Genomic DNA, 19,650 nt, shown 5'->3' on the forward strand with positions numbered 1-19,650 from the left:
TATTTCAGCGCTCCTCTTAGCGTGCCTTCCAGCAACGCATCGAGTTCAGCGATACCAACATCCCTAATTCTGTATGGCCTAGTCCATAAAACGCTCCAAAAACCATAGCCTATAAGGCTCTCATTAATACTAAAGTCTAGAATAACGCTCAACTTTAAAGAAAATCCAAATGAAACTGTTAATTTTTGAAATTACATAACATTAAACTTATTGATTATAAAACCAATAAAAATCAGATTATTAAATGCAAAACCATTCAAAAAAACCATTCTGAAAACCCCCAGATTGTTAACAAAAAACTATTTACCATTTACATTGTTAAAATTAAGTATTATGGTTTAACGAAATAATTGTAAAACAATTGTTATACACATGTTTTGCTGAGGTAGAATCCGTAATTTGCAGTAAGCACGGGATAGGCATCAAGCGAAGCTGGGATGAAAACCATTAGAAACTTAGGACGAAGTATAGTGCTCATAAAAACCAAGCTACTTTATGTCGTCTATGGGAGGTACGCGTGATTAATTCAGGACCAAAGTTCAAACTTAGTGCTCTCGCGCTCGCAATGCTGGGGGTGACTCCATCGGCATATGTTGGCGCGCAAGAAAATAACGATATTGAACGCCAAATTTCATCAAGTGAGACCAAAGTCTCTGAAAAAGAGAAAGAGAAAGAGAAAGAGAATAAAAAAGAAGACGAAGAGTCGGTGGAAATTATTACCGTAAGCGGTTTTAAAGGAAGCTTGATTAAGTCAATGTCACAGAAGCGCAACTCTAAAAACGTTTCTGACTCTATATTCTCAGAAGATATTGGTAAATCTACCGACCAAAATATTGCTGATGCACTTTCAAGGGTTACCGGGGTTTCCGTGCAGTCTGACGATGGGGAAGGTACACGAATTACGGTTCGTGGCGCCAATCCTAACCAGAATATGATTACCCTAAACGGTGTTCAACTTACCAGTTCAGACTTCAACCAATCTGTTGACTTAAGTGCTTTCTCATCAGATATTTTATCGAGCATCAACGTTGTTAAAACTCCCAGTGCCGATCACGATGAAGGCTCGCTTGGAGCGTCCATCAGCCTAAATACTGCTCGCCCTCTGGACATTAAAAATGACCGACGCGCTCTGACAATACAAGGGCGCTATAATGATTTTTCAGAGAACGAAGATTATAAAATCTCAGGCGTGTTTTCTGAAAAGTTCTTAGACGAACGATTCGGCTTTATTATTCAGGGTTACACAGAAACGAATTCGGTTCGTCGCGATGAAATGAGAATTAACGATTTTCAAAAACGAGATATTACTGCCGCGTACGATCAAAATGGTAATATTGTTACCGACTATACCGCTATCGCCCCTACAGAGGTGGAGTATAGTCTATTCCAAAACGATAGAGATCGATTTGGCGTTAACGGAAGCCTTCAGTATTTACCCACTGACACCACTAATATTGTTCTAGATTTCAATTACAGCGAATTTAGCAGCGAACAATACACCAACGGCATTATTGTCCGTAACGCCTTTCCCGAACGTGAAAACTTTGTAGAGGGAGAAGCCAGTGCAGTTCAAATTGATGGCCAAGACTTTATCCCTACGTTTTCAGATCCCACCCTAGATTGGACAAATGTCGACACAGATACTCGCACAGTAACTCGTCAACTTAGACGTTTTGCAGACGGTGGCTACCGACACACCGATAGAGGTGAAGATACTTCTAATATTCAACTTGGGCTGACTCTTGAACAAGAGCTTACTTACAATTTACGTATGGAAGCAGGCGCAAACTACTCAAAAACTTCAGAGCGCCCCGACCAGAGTTTTACTGTGTATTTGCTCAATGGTGCAAACCCAGCGATGGGGCGGTTATACGCTGGCCCAGAAGGAGAGCCTCATACTGGTATTCAACCGGCTGGTTACGATTGCACCTCTGGCGTATGTCAGATGGTTTTTGGTGATGGTTTAATTTCAGAAAATGACCCATTTAATCAATTTGATAATACCTCTAATACCGCGTGGAACCCAGATGACATTGCCTCGCACAATACCAACAACTTCCGTTTGCTAGACCGAGAGGTAGATGACGAGCAAGAGACGTTCTTCGTCGATTTTGATTGGGATGTTGAATTTGCAGGTATTACGCAAGTGGAGTTTGGCGCCAAGTATCGTAAACGGGTGAAAACGGTCGATGACCAATTTTACGATCTCAACAATACATCACGAGCGGTAACCGTAGATATCTTCGACGCAGACGGTAACTTAGTGGGGCAACAAGTACTGCAAGAAGGACAAAGTTTAGGCACAGTCCCAACAGCAAATTACACCCTATCAGATGCTTTTCCCTACGATAATTTCATGCAATCTTTAGGTGTTCCTATGAGTGCTGCAACTGACGGCTGGCCTTTGGTATCAGCGCAGTTACTTCAAGAGCAAGCATTTGGTATTGATAACCTTGCCCTGAACCCAGACCCAGGCAACTATCGGGAAACAGAGCTAAAACATCAAGCGGCTTATGTGAAATTTAATTATGAGTATCTAGATGGCCGATTAACGGGTGATGTAGGTGTACGTTATATAAAAACTGAATCCAGTAGCCTTGGTAACTCCAGTGCACGCTTTGCTGGGGATAACGTATTTGGTCGTGTATTCGACCCCTTTATGTTTCGTCAATTACGTGACTTCGTGAATAACCCTGAGTGCCAAATTCCAGGTAATCCTAGAATTGTTGATCAATTCGCAGGTTACAACAGACTAGACGGATTGGGTTGGGATTTAACTGGAGATACCCCCGTTAGATTGGCAGCAGACCCTTCAGGTTACCCTTGTTACGACCCATTAGCGTTGCAAGGTGCGGCAAGTTCATTTTTCTTAAGCCGTCATGAAGACATTTCCAGACATCCATTTTATGTGTGGGGTGACGATCCTAATAACCCTGAAGACCGCTCATTAGTTTCGTTTGCCACTGAAGGCGCCAACGAATATGACATGTTCCTACCTAGCCTTAATATTAACTATCAGGTTAGTGATGATTTAATCAGCCGTTTTGCAGTATCGAAAACTATTTCACGGCCTAACATTGATTCTTTGCGCCCGGGCTTCAGCCTAAATGAAAACTTTTGGTCTCCAAATGATGCAGCAAGCGGTAACATCAACTTGTTTAACCCTGAGCTTATGCCTCAAGAGTCAAACAACCTCGACATATCTTTAGAGTGGTACTTTAACGATACGAGTTTACTGTCGGCAGCATTCTTCTATAAAGACCTATCCAATTTTGAAGAACGTGAAGCTGCGCTTGTTTACGCCGAAGATTTACGCCACGTCGACTTAACCCAACCTTATGATGTGGGCGGGTTAATTCTTACGGAAGCTCAAGTACGCGAAAATCTTCAAAACCCTGACGCCATTGACGGTGTAGGTTACGCAGCTTGCTTCCCAGATCGAGGCAACGTTAGCGACCTTCAAGCAGATTGGTGGTTTGACGAATCAGATGACTTAATTGGCTGGTGTTCACAATTTACCGCTACGCGCTTAAGAAATGGCGCTGGAGCGTCAATAAAAGGGCTAGAGTTAAGCTATCAACAAACCTACGACTTTTTACCCGGCATTTGGTCTGGGCTAGGCGCTCAGGTTAACTATACCTATCAAGATAGTAAAACAGATGCAGAGTTTTCCTCTTTTGATTCCACCCAAGCACTGCCACAGTACCCACAAGCTTGGACTCCAGAACACAGCTACAACGCTACTGTTTTCTGGGAGAAAGGGGGTCATCAAATACGCTTAGCAATGCGCGGTAAATCAGATGAATTGATTCAGCGAACGTGGAACGAAGGTTCGCTGTGGCGAGACGGGAGTCTTCTTTTTGACTTAACGGCAAGTTATCAAATTTCTAAGACCATGCGTGTCTCTTTCCAAGCTATCAATTTAACGGATGAAGAAACCCGTAACTACTTTACTAGTCGCACTATTAACCTTGGTGATACCCAGATTATCGATGGTCAAGAAGTCGCCGTGCTCTATGACGAAGGTAACCCATTGGAAGACAGCAGCGTGACACAATCAAGAACACAACAATTATACAAAACTGGTCGCACGTTCCGTTTAGACCTGCGCATAGACTTCTAGGAGTACCGATAATGAAAAGACAACTACCGGCGCTTCTTGCGCTCTCTATTACAGCAGCCTTAACAGGCTGTGGCGGTGACAGCGACAGCGGTTCAAATAGTTCAGGTGCAAGCGGCGCAAACCGCGCACCGCAGTTAAATGCTGAAGCCTTAAACACTGATCGCGGCCAAGCTATGGTCGTGACTTCTGAAAATGAAGAAGTGGTACGATGGGAAGTTAGTTTTAATGAATCTGAAAACACATTTACAGACCCGTATGATGCCAACGCAACAGTAGACTTCTTTGACATAGATTTACTGGCTGGGGTTACCGACCCTGATGGTGATACCTTGTCTGTAACGAATGTGACCTTCATATGGCCTGGTCCTAATTGTGCGAATACCACGGTTGATGCTGTTAACTTCCCTGATATTTGTGACCCTATCCTTGCAGAATTTGGCGTAGAGTCAGGCAATACTATTACCCCTGACATCGCTGCCGATATTCGTGAATATCAAAATCTACCGATTGTTGACCAAGCAATATTCGGCTTCGAGTTTCTTGCAGATAGCTTACGTGTAACGCCTCGAAATTTTGCACCCATTCTACTTACAGGACAAACCGCAGAACTGGGAATTAATTACGAAATTACTGATGGAGAAAACACGTTACGTCGTCAAGTAGTTGCCATCGTAAACGGTGAAGATAAAGCTCCTTCGTTCATTGAAACCAACCCTGATGGAACACCGCGTTTAGACTCTGATGGCAATCAAATACCTATTGAGCCACCTTCGCTTTTGGTTTCTGAAAAATCAGGCATCACTACCATTGATATGACAGCGGGTTTATACGACCAAGACATCTACGATGCTTTAGCTTGGCAACGAGAAATTGGCGATTTGGCTTCGTTTTATAGTGCCATCAACAACTTATACGCCAGAGAAAACCTTAGTATTACGAATTTCACCGTAACGGCATCAAATGGTATGGAAATACCGGATGGCTTTGCGTCTTTTGTTCAGCGTGTAGACCCTGTCACAGGTTTAGTCACAGGTGCTGATCTAACGATTAATGCCGCCGTTTTAGCTGATGTCCTAAGCGCTGGTGAAGTGGTAGATGTACTTGTCAGTTTTGATATCACAGATGGCAACAACGTAACCTCAAGAGAAATTGAAATTACTGTACTTGGCGCCGACGAAGAGAACGCCCCAGTCTTCTTTGAAGGCATTGAGAAAACCGTTGAGACGACTGGCGACCCTACCACCATTAATTTGTTAGAAGGGGCAATAGAGCTGGACGGAGATGAAATGTCTGCAATTGGGATAACACCTGTAGGCGCTACCGAAGCCGAGTATGGCGTTTTCTTTGGTACGAGTAACATTACTATCGACCCCTATCATTTCTCTTATTTAGCACCTGGTGAGTCTAAAGTTTTTTCGTATACCTATCAGATTACCGATGGGTCGATGACTTCTGAAGAACGCCGTGTTGATATCACCGTTAATGGTGTAAGTGCAAACCTTGCAGCAAGGGGCGCACAGAGCGATCCGGGCTTTGAGTCAGGCTCTTTGGAAGGAAGTGCTTGGAAGTTTCAACTCGATCCTGCTTCAGCAGCCACTGAAGAGAACTTGATAGTAACTGATGCTGAAAAGCACTCAGGCGACTACAGCCTTAGCAGTATGCAAGATGGAATGTTCACCACCCTGGGCACAACGGGTATTCAACAAAATCAGCTTAATGAAAATGATCTGTTTTATATCAGTCTTTACGCCAAGGTTGCAGCGGGTCAATGGAACACACTAAATGGCTTGCTGAATCGTGGAGATAACTTCGACCGTAATAACGCGGTTGAGAACTTAACGTTCCAGTCGGCGCTAGGTGTCACTAATAGCTGGGTTGAACGTATTACCACTTTGCGCGCCTCAGACTACTTCGCCCCGACTACCGAAGAAACGGTGAGCTTATCTCTACTGATGAATCAGAACACTCAGTTCGATGACTTAGCGGTGATTAAAGTGAAAAGCGGCGGTCAAGTGCGTCAGATGATAGCCAATGGACGGTTTCTAAGTCCCTCTACCCAAGGTTGGAGCATAACGGGGGGCGCGAGCATTGAAGCCACATTAGATGCAAACAGAGCTGCGAACCCAAGTGGTGCAGATTATGGACTGCAAATCACTAATAATACTGCAGAGACCCAGCGTATTGAGTTAGATCCTAACTTCTTCCCTCAAGGCGCGGTTAAAAATGGAATGCGCTATATTATCCAGTTTGATATGAGAACCCCTTCTTATACCTCTGACACTGGTGCTATCCCTATCGAATTCGGTATTTTCGAGGTCGGTGGCAACAACTTTAGTAAGCGTGTCGACTTTGCAAATCGTAGTCCTACCGAGTGGACAACCTACTATATGCATATTGATACCACGTCTGACAGTGCCTATTTTGGTGGCAATATTAACAGTGATGTTAACTTTGATTGGACCTCGACAATAGTGCAGCCAGCTTTATATATCCGTCCTGGCGATGAACTACAAATCGACAACATTTCTATGTACCCCGTACCAAAACACTAATCCGTAGGCCTTTGGAGCCCCGCGTCGCTGGGGCTCTTTTTTTATTTACAGGGGCATTTTTAATGGCAAAGACCTACAAGATATTGATTTTAGGCGGTGGAACGGCGGGCTGGATGGCCGCCAATCTCATGGCTAAATCATGGAGTAAGCAGGGCTTCTCCATTACTTTAATGGAGTCACCTGATATACCTACCATTGGTGTGGGAGAGGGCTCGACACCTTACATACGTCGTTTTTTTTCGCAAATGGACATACCCGAAAGTGAATGGATGCCTGAATGTCACGCCACCTATAAGAATGGTATTAGGTTTACCGATTGGACAACAAAGCCAGGGTTTGAAAGCTATTTTCACCCCTTCGCTACCGGCATAGATAACACCCACTTTAATTTGTTCAAAAAGCACGTGGCGTTGAGAAGACAAGGGTTGAATATATCAGTCCACCCTGACGATTACTTTTTGATGACCCACATGACAAAACGTAAAAAGCTCCCCTTGCCCACTGAACAGTTCGCACATACGCTTTTTTACGCCTACCATTTCGATGCCAAATTGCTAGGAGATTTTCTCAAAAAACGGGCGCTTTGTGCTGGTGTTGAACATCTAGTCGATAAGGCATTCGAGGTAGAAAAGCATCCTAACGGTGATATTGCCGCAATACACACCCATTCCAATCAACGCATTGAAGCCGATTTCTTTGTGGACTGCAGTGGGTTTAGTTCATTGCTGATGCAAAAAGCACTCGATGTACCTTTTATCAGCTACCGTGATTCGTTGCTTAACGATGCCGCTGTCGCGATACCAACTGCAGCAGAAGCCCCCCTGTTACCGCAAACTTTATCAGCGGCCATGCCCTGTGGTTGGCGGTGGAAAATTCCGCTTACTCACCGTACCGGTAACGGCTATGTTTATAGCAGTGACCACCTGTCCGGCGATGAAGCCGAGCAACAACTAAGAAATGCTGCGGGTATTAATAATACCAGAACAGCTGCCCATCACATTAAGATGAGAGTGGGTCGAAATCAGGCCCATTGGAAACGTAACTGCCTAGCTGTTGGTTTGTCACAGGGTTTTATTGAACCCCTTGAAGCAACTGCCCTACAAATGACGCTTATCACCATAGAGCAGTTTATCGCGCACTTTGAAAAAGGAAATTTCACTTCCCGCTATCAAGAAAATGTAAATAACGGCATCAATGCCGCCTTCGACCATATTCGTGATTATGTATTGTTGCACTATTTGGCCAATAACCGTAACGACACTCAGTACTGGCGTGATTGTCGAGGAGATGTGGCCATTTCTGATTCCCTAAGAAGTATTCTGGAAATATGGAGCCAAGGCGGAGATCTAGAGCAAGAATTACAACGTCAAAATATTAGTCAATATTACCCTTCGCTTTCATGGCATGTGATTTTAACAGGCATGGGGATTTTCCCCGCCGCCTATTATCAAGACCCATCTCTCAAGAAACAATTTCAGACATCAAAAGCCAGCATGAAGGCTTTTTTCGATCACTGCGTAGCGCAGTTTCAATCCAGCGAGTCAGCAGATCAACAAGGAGCAGTGCAAAATGTATACTAGGCAAGCGAATCCATCACTAGCCATTAAGCGAACTCAACTAGTCGCTCGCAGAGTAAAACTTTTAATATTAAGTACCGCGATTGGCTTTCTAGCAGCTTGCGCCGACTCGGTCACTTTCCTTAGCCCACACAGCGACAAGCACCACAGTGCTGCCACTGCCCCTTTTGTTGTTTCCGGTCACGCGCCACAAATTGAACGCATGCAATGGTCACGGGTAGATGCCATGTCAGATGAGTTTAACGGCAACGCCATTAACCTTGATAAATGGCAAATAGAACCCGTGGGGAATGGCTGGATGTGGATTGGTCGTCCCCCTGGCTTGTTTAAACCTGAGAATGTCAGCGTATCTAACGGTTCAATGAATGTTGAAGTGAGCCCGTTAGAAAAAACCACTGAACTTAAAGGAAGGGAATATAAATATCAGGGCGCCATCGTGCGTTCTCTTGAAGCCGGCCAGCCAGGCTGGTACTACGAAGCCCGTATGAAAGCGAATGCTACGGAAATGTCTTCTACATTCTGGCTGATGACAAAATCTGATGGTGTCAAGAAACTTGAATTAGATATTCAAGAGTGTGTGGGGAAGATGTCACCAGACGCTACCGAGTGGGCTAAAAACTGGGATCACATCTTTCATTCCAATGCGATCCACCGCGTCAATAAACACAATCCTGAAAAGGTCCAAATTCAAGGCATTAAGTATTTGCCCGAACAAAATCATGAACGTTATTTTGTTTACGCGGCATGGTGGAAGTCAGCCAAAGAAGTTCGTTTTTACCTTGACGGGAAATACGTTTATTCCATTGAACCAAGTGTGGATTGGGATGTACCAGCCTTCTATCAAATGGCGATTGAAACCTACGATTGGAACCCCGTTCCTGAAGACGGGGGGATGGTGGTGACCGGCACAAAAGAGCAACGTACTACACGATACGATTGGATAAGAACGTGGCGCCCATCTACTTTATCACCCGCATCATAGTGACGATAAACGCTTACATATAAAGATTTCGAGATTTAGGTAAATTTTAAAATGAACAGATTCATAGTAAACACAGTGCTAGCGATGCTCACTTTACTGTCGGCTGCAACTTTCGCCAAAGACACTCGCCCAAATATTTTAGTCATCTTGTCAGATGATGCAGGCTATTCGGATTTAGGCACGTTTGGCGGTGAAATTGATACTCCCAACTTAGATGCGTTAGCAAAAGGCGGAATGCGTTTTAGCCAATTCTACAGTAATGCTAGGTGCAGTCCTACAAGAGCATCGCTGTTGACCGGCGTCGATGCAGCCCACGTTGGCTTTGGCGGAGGCGTGGTAGGTGACTGGAGCCGTGAACTCCCTTTTTCTGCTCACCGTGGGCGTATTGCTTATGAGCAACCGCTTATATCAGAACTGTTGGGCGACAATGGCTATCAAACTATGATGGTCGGTAAATGGCACCTTGGTGGAAGCTACATAAAAAATGACCCAGAAAAACTGGCACCACTATGGCATAAAACGCACACCGCGATGGAATTAACTCAAGAGGAAATGGAGCTAGATTACCTTGCCCTGCCCCCTCAACGAGGATTTCAAAAAAGTTTCGTCTTTCTGGGTGCACAAGGAAACTTGTTTTATACCCCAAAAGATAATCACCCTTATTATGAATCAAATGAAAAGGCTGACTTAGTATTTTCAAACACCTATAACATGCATTGCTATGCGAAAAGTCCTGCTGAAAAACGCCAGTACAGCGCGTGCCATGGCAAGTCTGAGAAAGCGTTTTACGCTACCGATGGTATGAGCGATCGTGCTGTTGATATGCTCAAAGCGGCATCACAAAAACCAGAGCCTTTCTTCATGTACGCCGCATTTAGGGCGCCCCATAAACCCTTACAAGCGCCTCAGGAACTAGTTGATAAATACCTAGAGCGATATCAAGATTTACAGCTACTTGTTGATGAGCGCTATAAAGGCTTGATTGCCTCTGGTCTTTTTCCTGAAGAAGCTACGTCTCAAAGTGCAAAACAGTTACTAAGCTCGATGTCGGATGAAAAAAGAGATGAGCTTCGACTTATTGGTGCGGTACATGCTGCAATGATGGAAAAGATAGATGAAAACGTCGGTAAAATAATTAATGAATTGAAAGCGTCTGGCGAATACGACAACACATTAATTTTGTATTTCTCAGACAATGGCGCCGCAGCGCATACCGATGGATTGTTCAATGTGCCCTACCGTGGCGTTAAAGCACTGTTATGGGAAGGCGGTGCTCGAACCCACGCAATTGCAAGCTGGCCTGGTGTTATTCCGGCAGACCGTATTTCTGACAACCTTGTTTGGGTTGGCGATATACTTCCAACACTACTGGACATTACCCAAACCTCTTTTCCAGACAAGTTTCATGGAAGCACGCCGAGAAAGCCCGATGGACGAAGTGTTTTTACCACGCTAAAGGGAGAAAAACAGGCTCCACCAGAAGCTATCTTTTTTAATGATAAAGGTCAGCAGAGCGTGGTGTATCAGGGCCGCTGGAAACTACTCATAGAGCCAGGTTGGTATTTACAAACTTTAGTAAAGCCAGGCATTGCTCATGAGCTATACGACTTAAATTCAGATCCTGGGGAGTCAAACAACCTAGCAAAATCCTACCCCGAGTTAGTCGAGAAGTTAGTTGCAATGTGCGAACGATGGAAGGCAGAAAACAGTATCGTGGATTACTCTAATATTATTGAGCTTAAACCCAAAGACCCTTATTAAGCTCAACTTAACCTAGGCTACATTTAATTGATATTAAGCCGCTATAAACGGTGCCAAGTATCTTGTATCTCGGCACCGCTTGCTTAGCTAATTAGCCTCTTAGTATATCGCTTGGCTTCTTATCTATTTTCAAAAAGAAGTAACTTTTACGAGCACTACCTTAGTATCAGCCAACTTATCGCAAACACCATCAAAAACTCGTTCGGGATACTGAACACCATGTAGGTAACAATTGCTATAAAAGTTAAACTCTGCTTTACTTATTGTTAACAATATACTGTAAACAATAAGGTGAAATTTAACGATGAAAATTCATAGTATCTCCATGGCAGTTGCGGTGGCTTGTTTGAGCTTAACCGCTTGCAATACTCAAAAAAATCAAACCGCTTTACCTTCATCTAGTACTCAGAATGTTATAGACAACCTCTATAGTTTTGATGAGCCAATAAATGGCAAAATAGAAACAGAATTCGCATCGGCCACCGTGCAACCAATGTCGTCTGAAAGTGAGAAGGCGTTGCAAGTAAACTTTGAAGGAGACGTTGCTGAAGCATCGGTCAAACTTATTCCAGAGAAAAACTGGGATTGGAGTATCCATAAAGAAATCAATTTGGCGTTTGAAGCGACTAACCCTGAAGACGAATCTATCCAACTTTATATTGGTGTGATGACAGAAAGCGGAAATCAGGCTAGCCATAGTGTCATCATTCCCCCGGGCTCTACATCCACCTACTATTTTGTCCTAAATGGTAAAGTTCTAGATACGGACCTAGGTTACAAGCGCTCTCGAATGGAGGCGTGGGAGAGTAACGAGCAAATGGCACATTTTCGCATAGGCAGCATCAAGCTTGATCTAAGCTCGGTTGAGGCTATCCGTCTATATACTCGGGGGAATATGGTAAGTAAGCGCCTTACTATTGATAATCTAAGGCTACGAGAGAACCCTGACTATGGCGATGAGTATCGTCAAAACATCGTTGATAAATTTGGGCAAAACGCTAAACGTGACTTTCCCTTAAAAATTCATTCCGACGCAGAGCTAAAAGAAAAAGCCAACGAAGAGTTAACCCGGTTAGATGCGTCAGGACCACTGCCCGATCGCTCGCGTTTCGGAGGTTGGAAAGCGGGCCCAAAACTAGAAGCTACGGGCTATTTTCGTACTCATAAAATGCAGGGTAAATGGTGGTTGGTTGACCCAGATGGCTACCTCTTTTTCTCCAACGGGTTAGCGAACGTTCGTATGGCAAACTTAACCACACTAACAGGCGTTGATTTTAAAGATGAATCGGTGCGCTATGTAGACCCAGAAGCAGTAACGCCTGAAGATTCTATGGGTATAGTGAACGTTTCAGATGCGGTACGGGATACTCGTTATATCGCTTCTGATGTACGCCACGAGATGTTTTCTTGGCTCCCCTCCTACGACGACGCCTTAGCTGACCATTATAGCTATAGGCGTTCAGTGCACGCAGGACCATTAACTTCAGGGGAAACCTTTAGTTTCTATCGCGCAAATTTAGAACGCAGATACGGTGAATCAAGCCCAAGAGCATACGAAGACAAGTGGCAAAAAGTTACCCTAGACCGGTTTCAAGACTGGGGATTTACGTCTATGGGGAACTGGGTGGATCCCGCCTTTTACCCTAATGAGCAAGTTCCGTATTTTGCCAATGGATGGATTATCGGCGACTTCAAAACCCTCAGTTCTGTCCATGATGTTTGGGCCTCAATGCCCGACTCCTTCGACCCAGAATTTGTACGTCGAGCACAAGTCACCATCAATCAAATAGCAAAAGAAATACAATCTTCACCATGGTGCATCGGAATTTTTGTCGATAATGAAAAAAGTTGGGGTCGAACAGAAGGTACTCTTGAACAACGCTACGGGCTTATTTTAGATGCACTATCTCACCCCATTGACGAAAGCCCTGCAAAAAAGGCGTTTGTTGACGCGTTAAAACAAAAATACTCATCATTGAACACACTGAATCAAGGTTGGGGCACCTCATTCACCTCATGGCAAGCGCTGAATAATGCGTGGCAGCCACAAGAACCTACAGCTGCGCTCGAGAAGGATTTGTCTATGATGCTTGAAATGCTATCTGAGCAATACTTTAAAGTAGTACATGATGCACTTGAAACGGCGTTACCACAGCACCTATATATGGGCGCACGTATGGCCAGCTGGGGCATGCCAGATGAAACGATTAGCGCAGCCACACGATACAGCGATGTACTTAGTTTTAATATTTACAAAGAGGGCGTACAACCTTCACAATGGCGCTTTATTGAAGATATAGACCTGCCAAGTATTATCGGCGAATTTCATATAGGAACCAATACTGACTCGGGTTTATTTCACCCAGGCCTGGTTGCCGCCACCGACCAAAAAGATCGGGCTAAAATGTATCAGCAGTATATGCAGTCTGTGGTCGACCATCCTAACATGGTAGGCGCTCACTGGTTCCAATATGTAGACTCACCTATTAGTGGTCGAGCATTTGACGGAGAGAACTATAACGTAGGCTTTGTTTCTGTTACAGATATCCCCTATACAGAAATCGTAAACGCCGCAAGAGAATTTAACACCACCTTATATCCAGCAAGATTTAATCAGCGATAAGCTTAAATAGTGAAGGTTATATGTTTTTCTAAAACGGCAAGTTACCTTGCCGTTTTTCTTGCTATATTCTGAAAATACGCAAGAGCTTCAAGATCATTCATTTTCTGTGCGAAATTGAAACCCAACTGCTGTAATTGTGGATGATATTGGTAGCGACTTAAAGCCAGCTTCAGCTCCCGTAGGGCTAGTGGCGTTTGTCCAGTGCCATCCAAGGCTAGGAAATATACATATACGTACTGTACATTTTCAGGTGCTAATTTAACCGCCTGACGAAATGCTTGAATAGAATCTGGCTTTTTCTGTTGGCGTATAAGAGACATACCTTGGGCGTAGTGCAAAACCGCCGACGTAGGGTTCGCTTTTAAGCCTTTTTCGAGGATCAGGCTTTCTTTGCTTCCTTCCCCGGTATTGCGATACACATCGGCTAAATTTACATAGTTCGGCACAAAGTATGGGTCAACGTTAATACCATGCTGTAACGTTTTCACCGTGTCTTTAAACTTACCTAATTGCAGGTATACCATACTTTGGTTAAGCGCAGACTCCCCACGCCACATTGAGACTTCATTAGCATTTAATAATATCTGCAATGCATTTTTGAAACTGTCGTTGTGGCTTAAACCCGCATCCAGCAAATGATTGGCTGCGGTCAGTCGCACCGCCGTTAACTTGTCATCTAACAGTGTTCGATAAGATTTTAAACGCTCTTTTACTGGTAGTAGTTGCCCTACACCAGCAACGGCGAACCGAATAAGATCATGCTGTGAATTTACCCACGCTTTTATATCCTTGTCAGTAAGTTCGGCAACACTGCTTGGTAACATCGCTATCGCGCTGGCACGCACTATTTCACTGAGTTCCGCGTTATTAATAAGGGCAAAGTGCGCGGATACCGGTAAGCGTCCTTCATGCATAAGCGCAAGAAAATCTTCACCCTGAGATGCTGAAAATACAGACGCACCACGCCATTGCGTAATAATATCTACAGCCCAACTTGGTGTTTCAGAAAGGTGGCATCCGTTACATGCATTCGGCGTGTCGTACTTAATACTGAGGTCAGGACGTGGAACCTTAAAACTGTGATCACGACGAGCATCCACGCCCATATACGTTGTCTCTGGCATATGACAACTCACACACTGCCCCGCCGATGAATCAATCTCATGACGAATATGGCTAGGTTGCTGATAAACCTCCGCGCTATGACATTGCAAACATAGCCCGTTACCCTCTACTTTAATTTTCATCGTATGTTTGTCATGACAATCGAGACAATTAACGCCCGCGGCATACATTTTACTTTGTAAAAAAGAACCGTAAACGTACACCTCTTCTTTAATTTGGCCATCTGCATGATACATAGGGGGGGCTAACAGCGATGGCAAAAACTGATCGAGAAAGGCGACATTCGGCGTTATTCCATCAGTGATTGGCGTGCGTAATGAGTGGCAGGCAAAGCACGTTTCCATAAAGGTGTTATCTCTGGGCTCTCCATGCCAAGAAGCAATTTTTTCTCCGTCATCTAACAGCCACTGCCCTATAGCTTTTTGTTCGCCTAACGACAAAGACAGCTGACCTGATGAGGCAGTTTCAGCGTGGTCGGGCATTTTACCGTGACATGACTGACAGCCCACATTAATGTTGTCCCATTTGGTGTCAAATTGATTGTGTTCAACGTCGTAATTACGGGTTAAACCATCTGAATGGCAATCGGCACACATACCATTCCAATTTTGCAGTGGCTGTAACCAATGCAGTCGATCGGCTGGCTGGATATCTTCCTGTTCATACATAGGAAACCACTTTTGCCCGCCATCCTCTGCAACTCGGGAATCCCAAGCGAAAGGGAACACTTGGACTTTTCCGTCAGTTCCTTCAATCAAATATTGCTGTAATGGATAATGTCCGAAGGTGTACTTCACGCGATACTGAGTACTTTTCCCAGCTTCTGTAAAGTGGATATAGAAGCCTTGGTCTTTTCGGTAGAATTTAGCAACTTGGGTATAGTGGGTAACTTCCACACCTGAAAAGTCGCCTAACACAGTGTGTGTTTCTGCTACATCCATGGCTTTCGCATGATCAGATTGTTGCCAGTTAGACACGGCTTGCTGGTGACAACCAATGCAGTTTGTATTTCCCTTTGCGGATAAGGGTGAAAGTAACAGCAGGCTAAGTATGAATAAGCAATAAAACGTAAAATACTTCATTAGGGCTCGACGGTTATAGTTTTACTAATAGCTGAAAATGAAGCAGCTTTTTGCATTGATAGTTTAACGCAAGCTTACCGTAAAGGTATTTATTTAGGCTGCAAGTTTTCTGCTCATTTATTTGGACACTAACTTCCATGTCCTTACCCAGTCAACCTTCATTGTATTGCGCTTATGGTCTAGTAAGTCTTCTTTTTCTGGCAGGCCGCAAACCCAAGAACTGTCTTGCGTCCAGAGATCCCAAATCAGCTCTTGCTTTAACGTGAAAGGCTGACTGCTCACTACATGACCCGCCGGTTCCCCATTCAGGTAAAACTGTACATTGTGTTCATCTTTCCACCATGCGCCAAATACATGATAGTCCTGGTTCCACGTCACGCCTTTACGGGTATTGGCATCCGATAATTTTTTCGTGCTCCAAGGCCCTTTATTGCGCTCTGTTTCTCCATTTTTAACAATAAAATACTGAGAATTCATCTGCCAAGGATACTCATTATTTTCCCCACAAGCTGGATCAGAATTAATTTCAATAATATCAATTTCATCTCGATTATCCGCATCACCATTGTTCAACCAAAAAGTGTTGTAAGCCGCTATATGGGCTACTTTCAAACGTGTTTCTGTGTACATAGGAAAGCTAATTTTCGCTTTAGAATGTACCCGTGACGTTTTAAACCAGCTTTCTTCTATTGAATCATCCAGCGTAGCACTAATCCAAAGGTAGCCATTCTTCACCCCTGAGTTTGTATCAACCATATTCACAGGAGTGTCAGAATAATTCCAATTGGATCTTTTCCATTTTGACGCGTCCCACGACTGATTAAACTCATCGGAAAGTGCGTCAACTTTTTGCCATGCCATACCGGCGGGCGTTGTATCTTCGAATGCGACAAACGATGGCATTAATGGGCTTGCTTCATCAACATTAAAACTTTTTTCAGTGGCCTTGCTGATGAAAGGAATCGCTGCAACAGCTGTTGAAACAGCCACAAATATATAGACCATTTTTTTCATAGAACTCATTATCACCCGCCTACCTTTGCGTAAATACACACGTCATTCTTTCGTCAAAAAGCTTACATAATGAAAGCGTTCCACGAATGACCAGTGCCCACACTTTGTTAACAATAAGTTTAAATGTTAACAATTTTATGGTAAATATGAAATAACGATTTACTTTTTTAGTTAAAAAGTTGGAAACCTAATATGTTGCTTAGCAAGAAAAAGCCCTATTACTTTTACATGGCATGTGGCGGTATTTGTATGGGATTATTAGCTGGTTGCGAAAATATGGCCAGTAATGAAACTAGTGTATATGCTGCTAGTGAGTTTCAAAAGCGCCTAGATAAACCGGTAATACTGACTAATTCCCAAGATTTCACTTTAGATTACGATGTTACCGGCAGCGCCTTAAAACGCCTTAACCTTTCTGTAGAAATCGATGCAAATTATGCCCAGCTCACCATCATGGATGGACAACGTGTGGTGGTAGACAATCTAGACATTCCCGCAAAAGGAAGTCATAACCTAAATGTTTTGGTTGATTTTAAGACACTGGGGCAACATACCCTAACCTTCGTTCGCCGAAGCAACGACATTGCGATTAACACTGTTAATTTTGAAGACGTTCGAGATTTGAAGACGCCAAGTTTCGTCGACGCTTCACAACAGTACCAATTAGAAACCGAGATAAGTTACAAATATGGTGGGCCCGCAATAGGCGATATTGATGCGGATGGAGACTACGATTATGTGTTAAATAATCACAATCATGTACCCACTCAATTAGTCACCTACAATGGTGATGATCCTGTTAAATTGGAGCGCCTATTTGACTACCCGCTAGATTTTCACGGTTCGTCTGTGGGCGACTACGACAACGATGGTGATTTGGATATTATGGTGGCACAAGGCGGCGCCAACGGTACCAACCCTACCTCGTATATTTTACTTAATAATGACAAGCAAACCTTCACCAATGTATCAGCACAAGCTGGTATCCTTACCCCAGCTCGTGGGCGCTCTCCACGTTGGGTTGATATGGATTTAGATGGTGATCTTGACGTCGCCTTATTCAATGCGCCTACCCCCTTCAGTAAAAACCCCGTTCAGTACTTTTTCAAAAATAATGGCGATAGCACCTTCAGTCAGCAGCGGGTAAAAGGGCTAGAAGATGCTGCTGGTGAACGTGTTTTAGTCACCGATTTTAACCACGACGGCATTGATGATTTTGTCATGTTCTCACCCATTACCTTATGGGAAGGCAACGGCGATTTCAGTTATACAGACGTTACCGCGACTAAGCTTCCTCCGAGTCTTCAGGGGAAAATGGGATACTATGCGGCTACCGATATTGATGTAAATAATGATGGCTTACTAGATTTATACTTTGCAGGCAGCCGAACACATTATCAAATTTCTAGAAAGTCTATTGATTTCAATCCAAAAACCACCCGCCTCGACATTCGTGATGATGGCGAAATGGGTAGCACTGCCGTGTCTTTTACCGCCGATGATGCCATCGTATTAGCTGACTTAGACCTTACTTACCGTCAGTACAATGAGGGCTTTGCTATATTCTTAGGTGAGAACAAAAAGCGAATGGTGGTAAACGCTAAAGGCTTTATGCCCTCTCAACGACCCATGGAAATGCGCACTGCGCCATCAGAACTTACGATTAATAACAATGATGCTGTGGGATGGCCCGAGGAGCGTAAAGTCAATGGCCTGTATATCGGCTATTTAGGCAATAACCAATGGCAGGCTGAGTGGGTCAGAGATAGAAATATTTATTGGAAGGTTTCCTTTTCACTGACTGGACTTCAAGACATTAAGTATGATTGGGAGCCCAATAATAGGAACGTTCAAGACCTCTTATTAGTTAACCGTAGTGACTTTTTTGTTGACCGTACTTCGGATTGGAATATTCCACTTGGCGGAAATCACTGGGGTGTCACCCGTGGAGATTTTAATAATGATGGGTGGCAAGATTTATTCTTATACCGTTACGGATTTTTGGCTGAGAGAGTTGCTGACTTGATGCTGCTAAATAATGGTAAAGGCCGCTTTGAAAACTTGATGACACACGGAGCATCGGCCATAACCGATACAGGTCACGGCGATATGGGTCAGGCGTTTGATTTTAACAATGATGGACAGGTTGATTTGCTCAATGGAAGCGAAGAGGAAGGTGCTTGGTATCTTTACAAAAACCAATCAGATACCGCAAATAACTATATTCTGATTGATGTTAACTACAGCCCCAAAGACAACGTCGACCCATACTCCGCACTTGTGAGTATTAAGACAGGATCAGGTAAAACCTATCAAAAGCGAGTGGGTTCAGCCGGTGAAGTACATTCTCAAAGCTTAATGGATATCGTGCATTTCGGTTTAGGAGTCGATACACACATCACTTCCGCCACTATAAGGTGGCGAAATGGCGAGGAGATTGAACTGAAAAACCTTACCGCCAATAAACGCTATACCACGGATTAATTTTACTTTTCATGTCATTACATAAAGTGAATGCTTCGCTTTATGTAATGACACTTCTCTACCCATTGAAATCGTATAACCCAAATACCCCACCAAGCTCTACCCAACACATTAAAAATACACTTAAGCCTATCTGTTCACTCTGCAATTCACTTATTTTGCTTAAGTAATACCTATACCGCTTTCACGCAATTAACACGTATAAAAAAGCTTGGCCTTGTATAGACAAGGCCAAGCTATGAATAACGAGCCTACTAGGGCGTTTGAAACCCGTTAGCTACATGAAGTTTTGCTATCTACGGGTTTCGCTGTTAAGGCTGTTGGCTC

9 protein-coding genes are annotated in these 19,650 nt (G+C 43.8%); 7 read left to right on the forward strand and 2 right to left on the reverse strand.

Going from position 1 to position 19,650, the window contains the following annotated elements:
- Positions 1-517 precede the first annotated feature (517 nt).
- The 6 genes from J8L84_RS06465 (at position 518) to J8L84_RS06490 (ending at position 13,618) form a co-directional block, all read left to right on the forward strand.
- Entirely contained in the window at positions 518-4,123 is a 3,606-nt protein-coding gene (locus J8L84_RS06465; RefSeq protein WP_211069963.1) for a TonB-dependent receptor, read from the forward strand.
- An 11-nt stretch (positions 4,124-4,134) separates the two neighbouring features.
- The gene (locus J8L84_RS06470) at positions 4,135-6,675 is read left to right on the forward strand and encodes a hypothetical protein (RefSeq protein ID WP_211069964.1); all 2,541 of its coding nucleotides are present in this window, start codon (positions 4,135-4,137) and stop codon (positions 6,673-6,675) included.
- Positions 6,676-6,737: 62 nt separating this feature from the next.
- The gene (locus J8L84_RS06475) at positions 6,738-8,255 is read left to right on the forward strand and encodes a tryptophan halogenase family protein (RefSeq protein WP_211069965.1); all 1,518 of its coding nucleotides are present in this window, start codon (positions 6,738-6,740) and stop codon (positions 8,253-8,255) included.
- Positions 8,245-9,234 carry a glycosyl hydrolase gene (locus J8L84_RS06480; protein ID WP_211069966.1) on the forward strand — a complete coding sequence of 330 codons (990 nt, stop codon included), beginning with the start codon at positions 8,245-8,247 and terminating at the stop codon, positions 9,232-9,234. Before J8L84_RS06475 ends, J8L84_RS06480 begins: the two co-directional genes overlap by 11 nt.
- A gap of 51 nt (positions 9,235-9,285) precedes the next feature.
- Positions 9,286-10,995, forward strand: coding sequence for a sulfatase-like hydrolase/transferase (locus J8L84_RS06485; RefSeq protein WP_211069967.1), 1,710 nt, complete (start codon positions 9,286-9,288; stop codon positions 10,993-10,995).
- A gap of 304 nt (positions 10,996-11,299) precedes the next feature.
- Positions 11,300-13,618, forward strand: a complete 2,319-nt coding sequence (locus J8L84_RS06490; RefSeq protein WP_211069968.1) for an agarase — start codon at positions 11,300-11,302, stop codon at positions 13,616-13,618.
- A 41-nt stretch (positions 13,619-13,659) separates the two neighbouring features.
- On the opposite strand, the gene J8L84_RS06495 is transcribed toward J8L84_RS06490, so the two are convergent.
- Entirely contained in the window at positions 13,660-15,825 is a 2,166-nt protein-coding gene (locus tag J8L84_RS06495; protein WP_211069969.1) for a cytochrome c3 family protein, read from the reverse strand.
- Positions 15,826-15,942: 117 nt separating this feature from the next.
- Positions 15,943-16,848 (reverse strand): family 16 glycosylhydrolase, encoded by a 906-nt coding sequence (locus J8L84_RS06500; protein WP_211069970.1) that lies wholly within the window; start codon positions 16,846-16,848, stop codon positions 15,943-15,945.
- Positions 16,849-17,031: 183 nt separating this feature from the next.
- Between J8L84_RS06500 and J8L84_RS06505 the strand changes: the two genes are divergently transcribed.
- Positions 17,032-19,323 (forward strand): CRTAC1 family protein, encoded by a 2,292-nt coding sequence (locus J8L84_RS06505; protein WP_247670594.1) that lies wholly within the window; start codon positions 17,032-17,034, stop codon positions 19,321-19,323.
- Positions 19,324-19,650: the final 327 nt, after the last annotated feature.

This window comes from Alteromonas sp. MMG017 (assembly GCF_018100795.1).
In the GTDB taxonomy this organism is placed as follows: domain Bacteria; phylum Pseudomonadota; class Gammaproteobacteria; order Enterobacterales; family Alteromonadaceae; genus Alteromonas.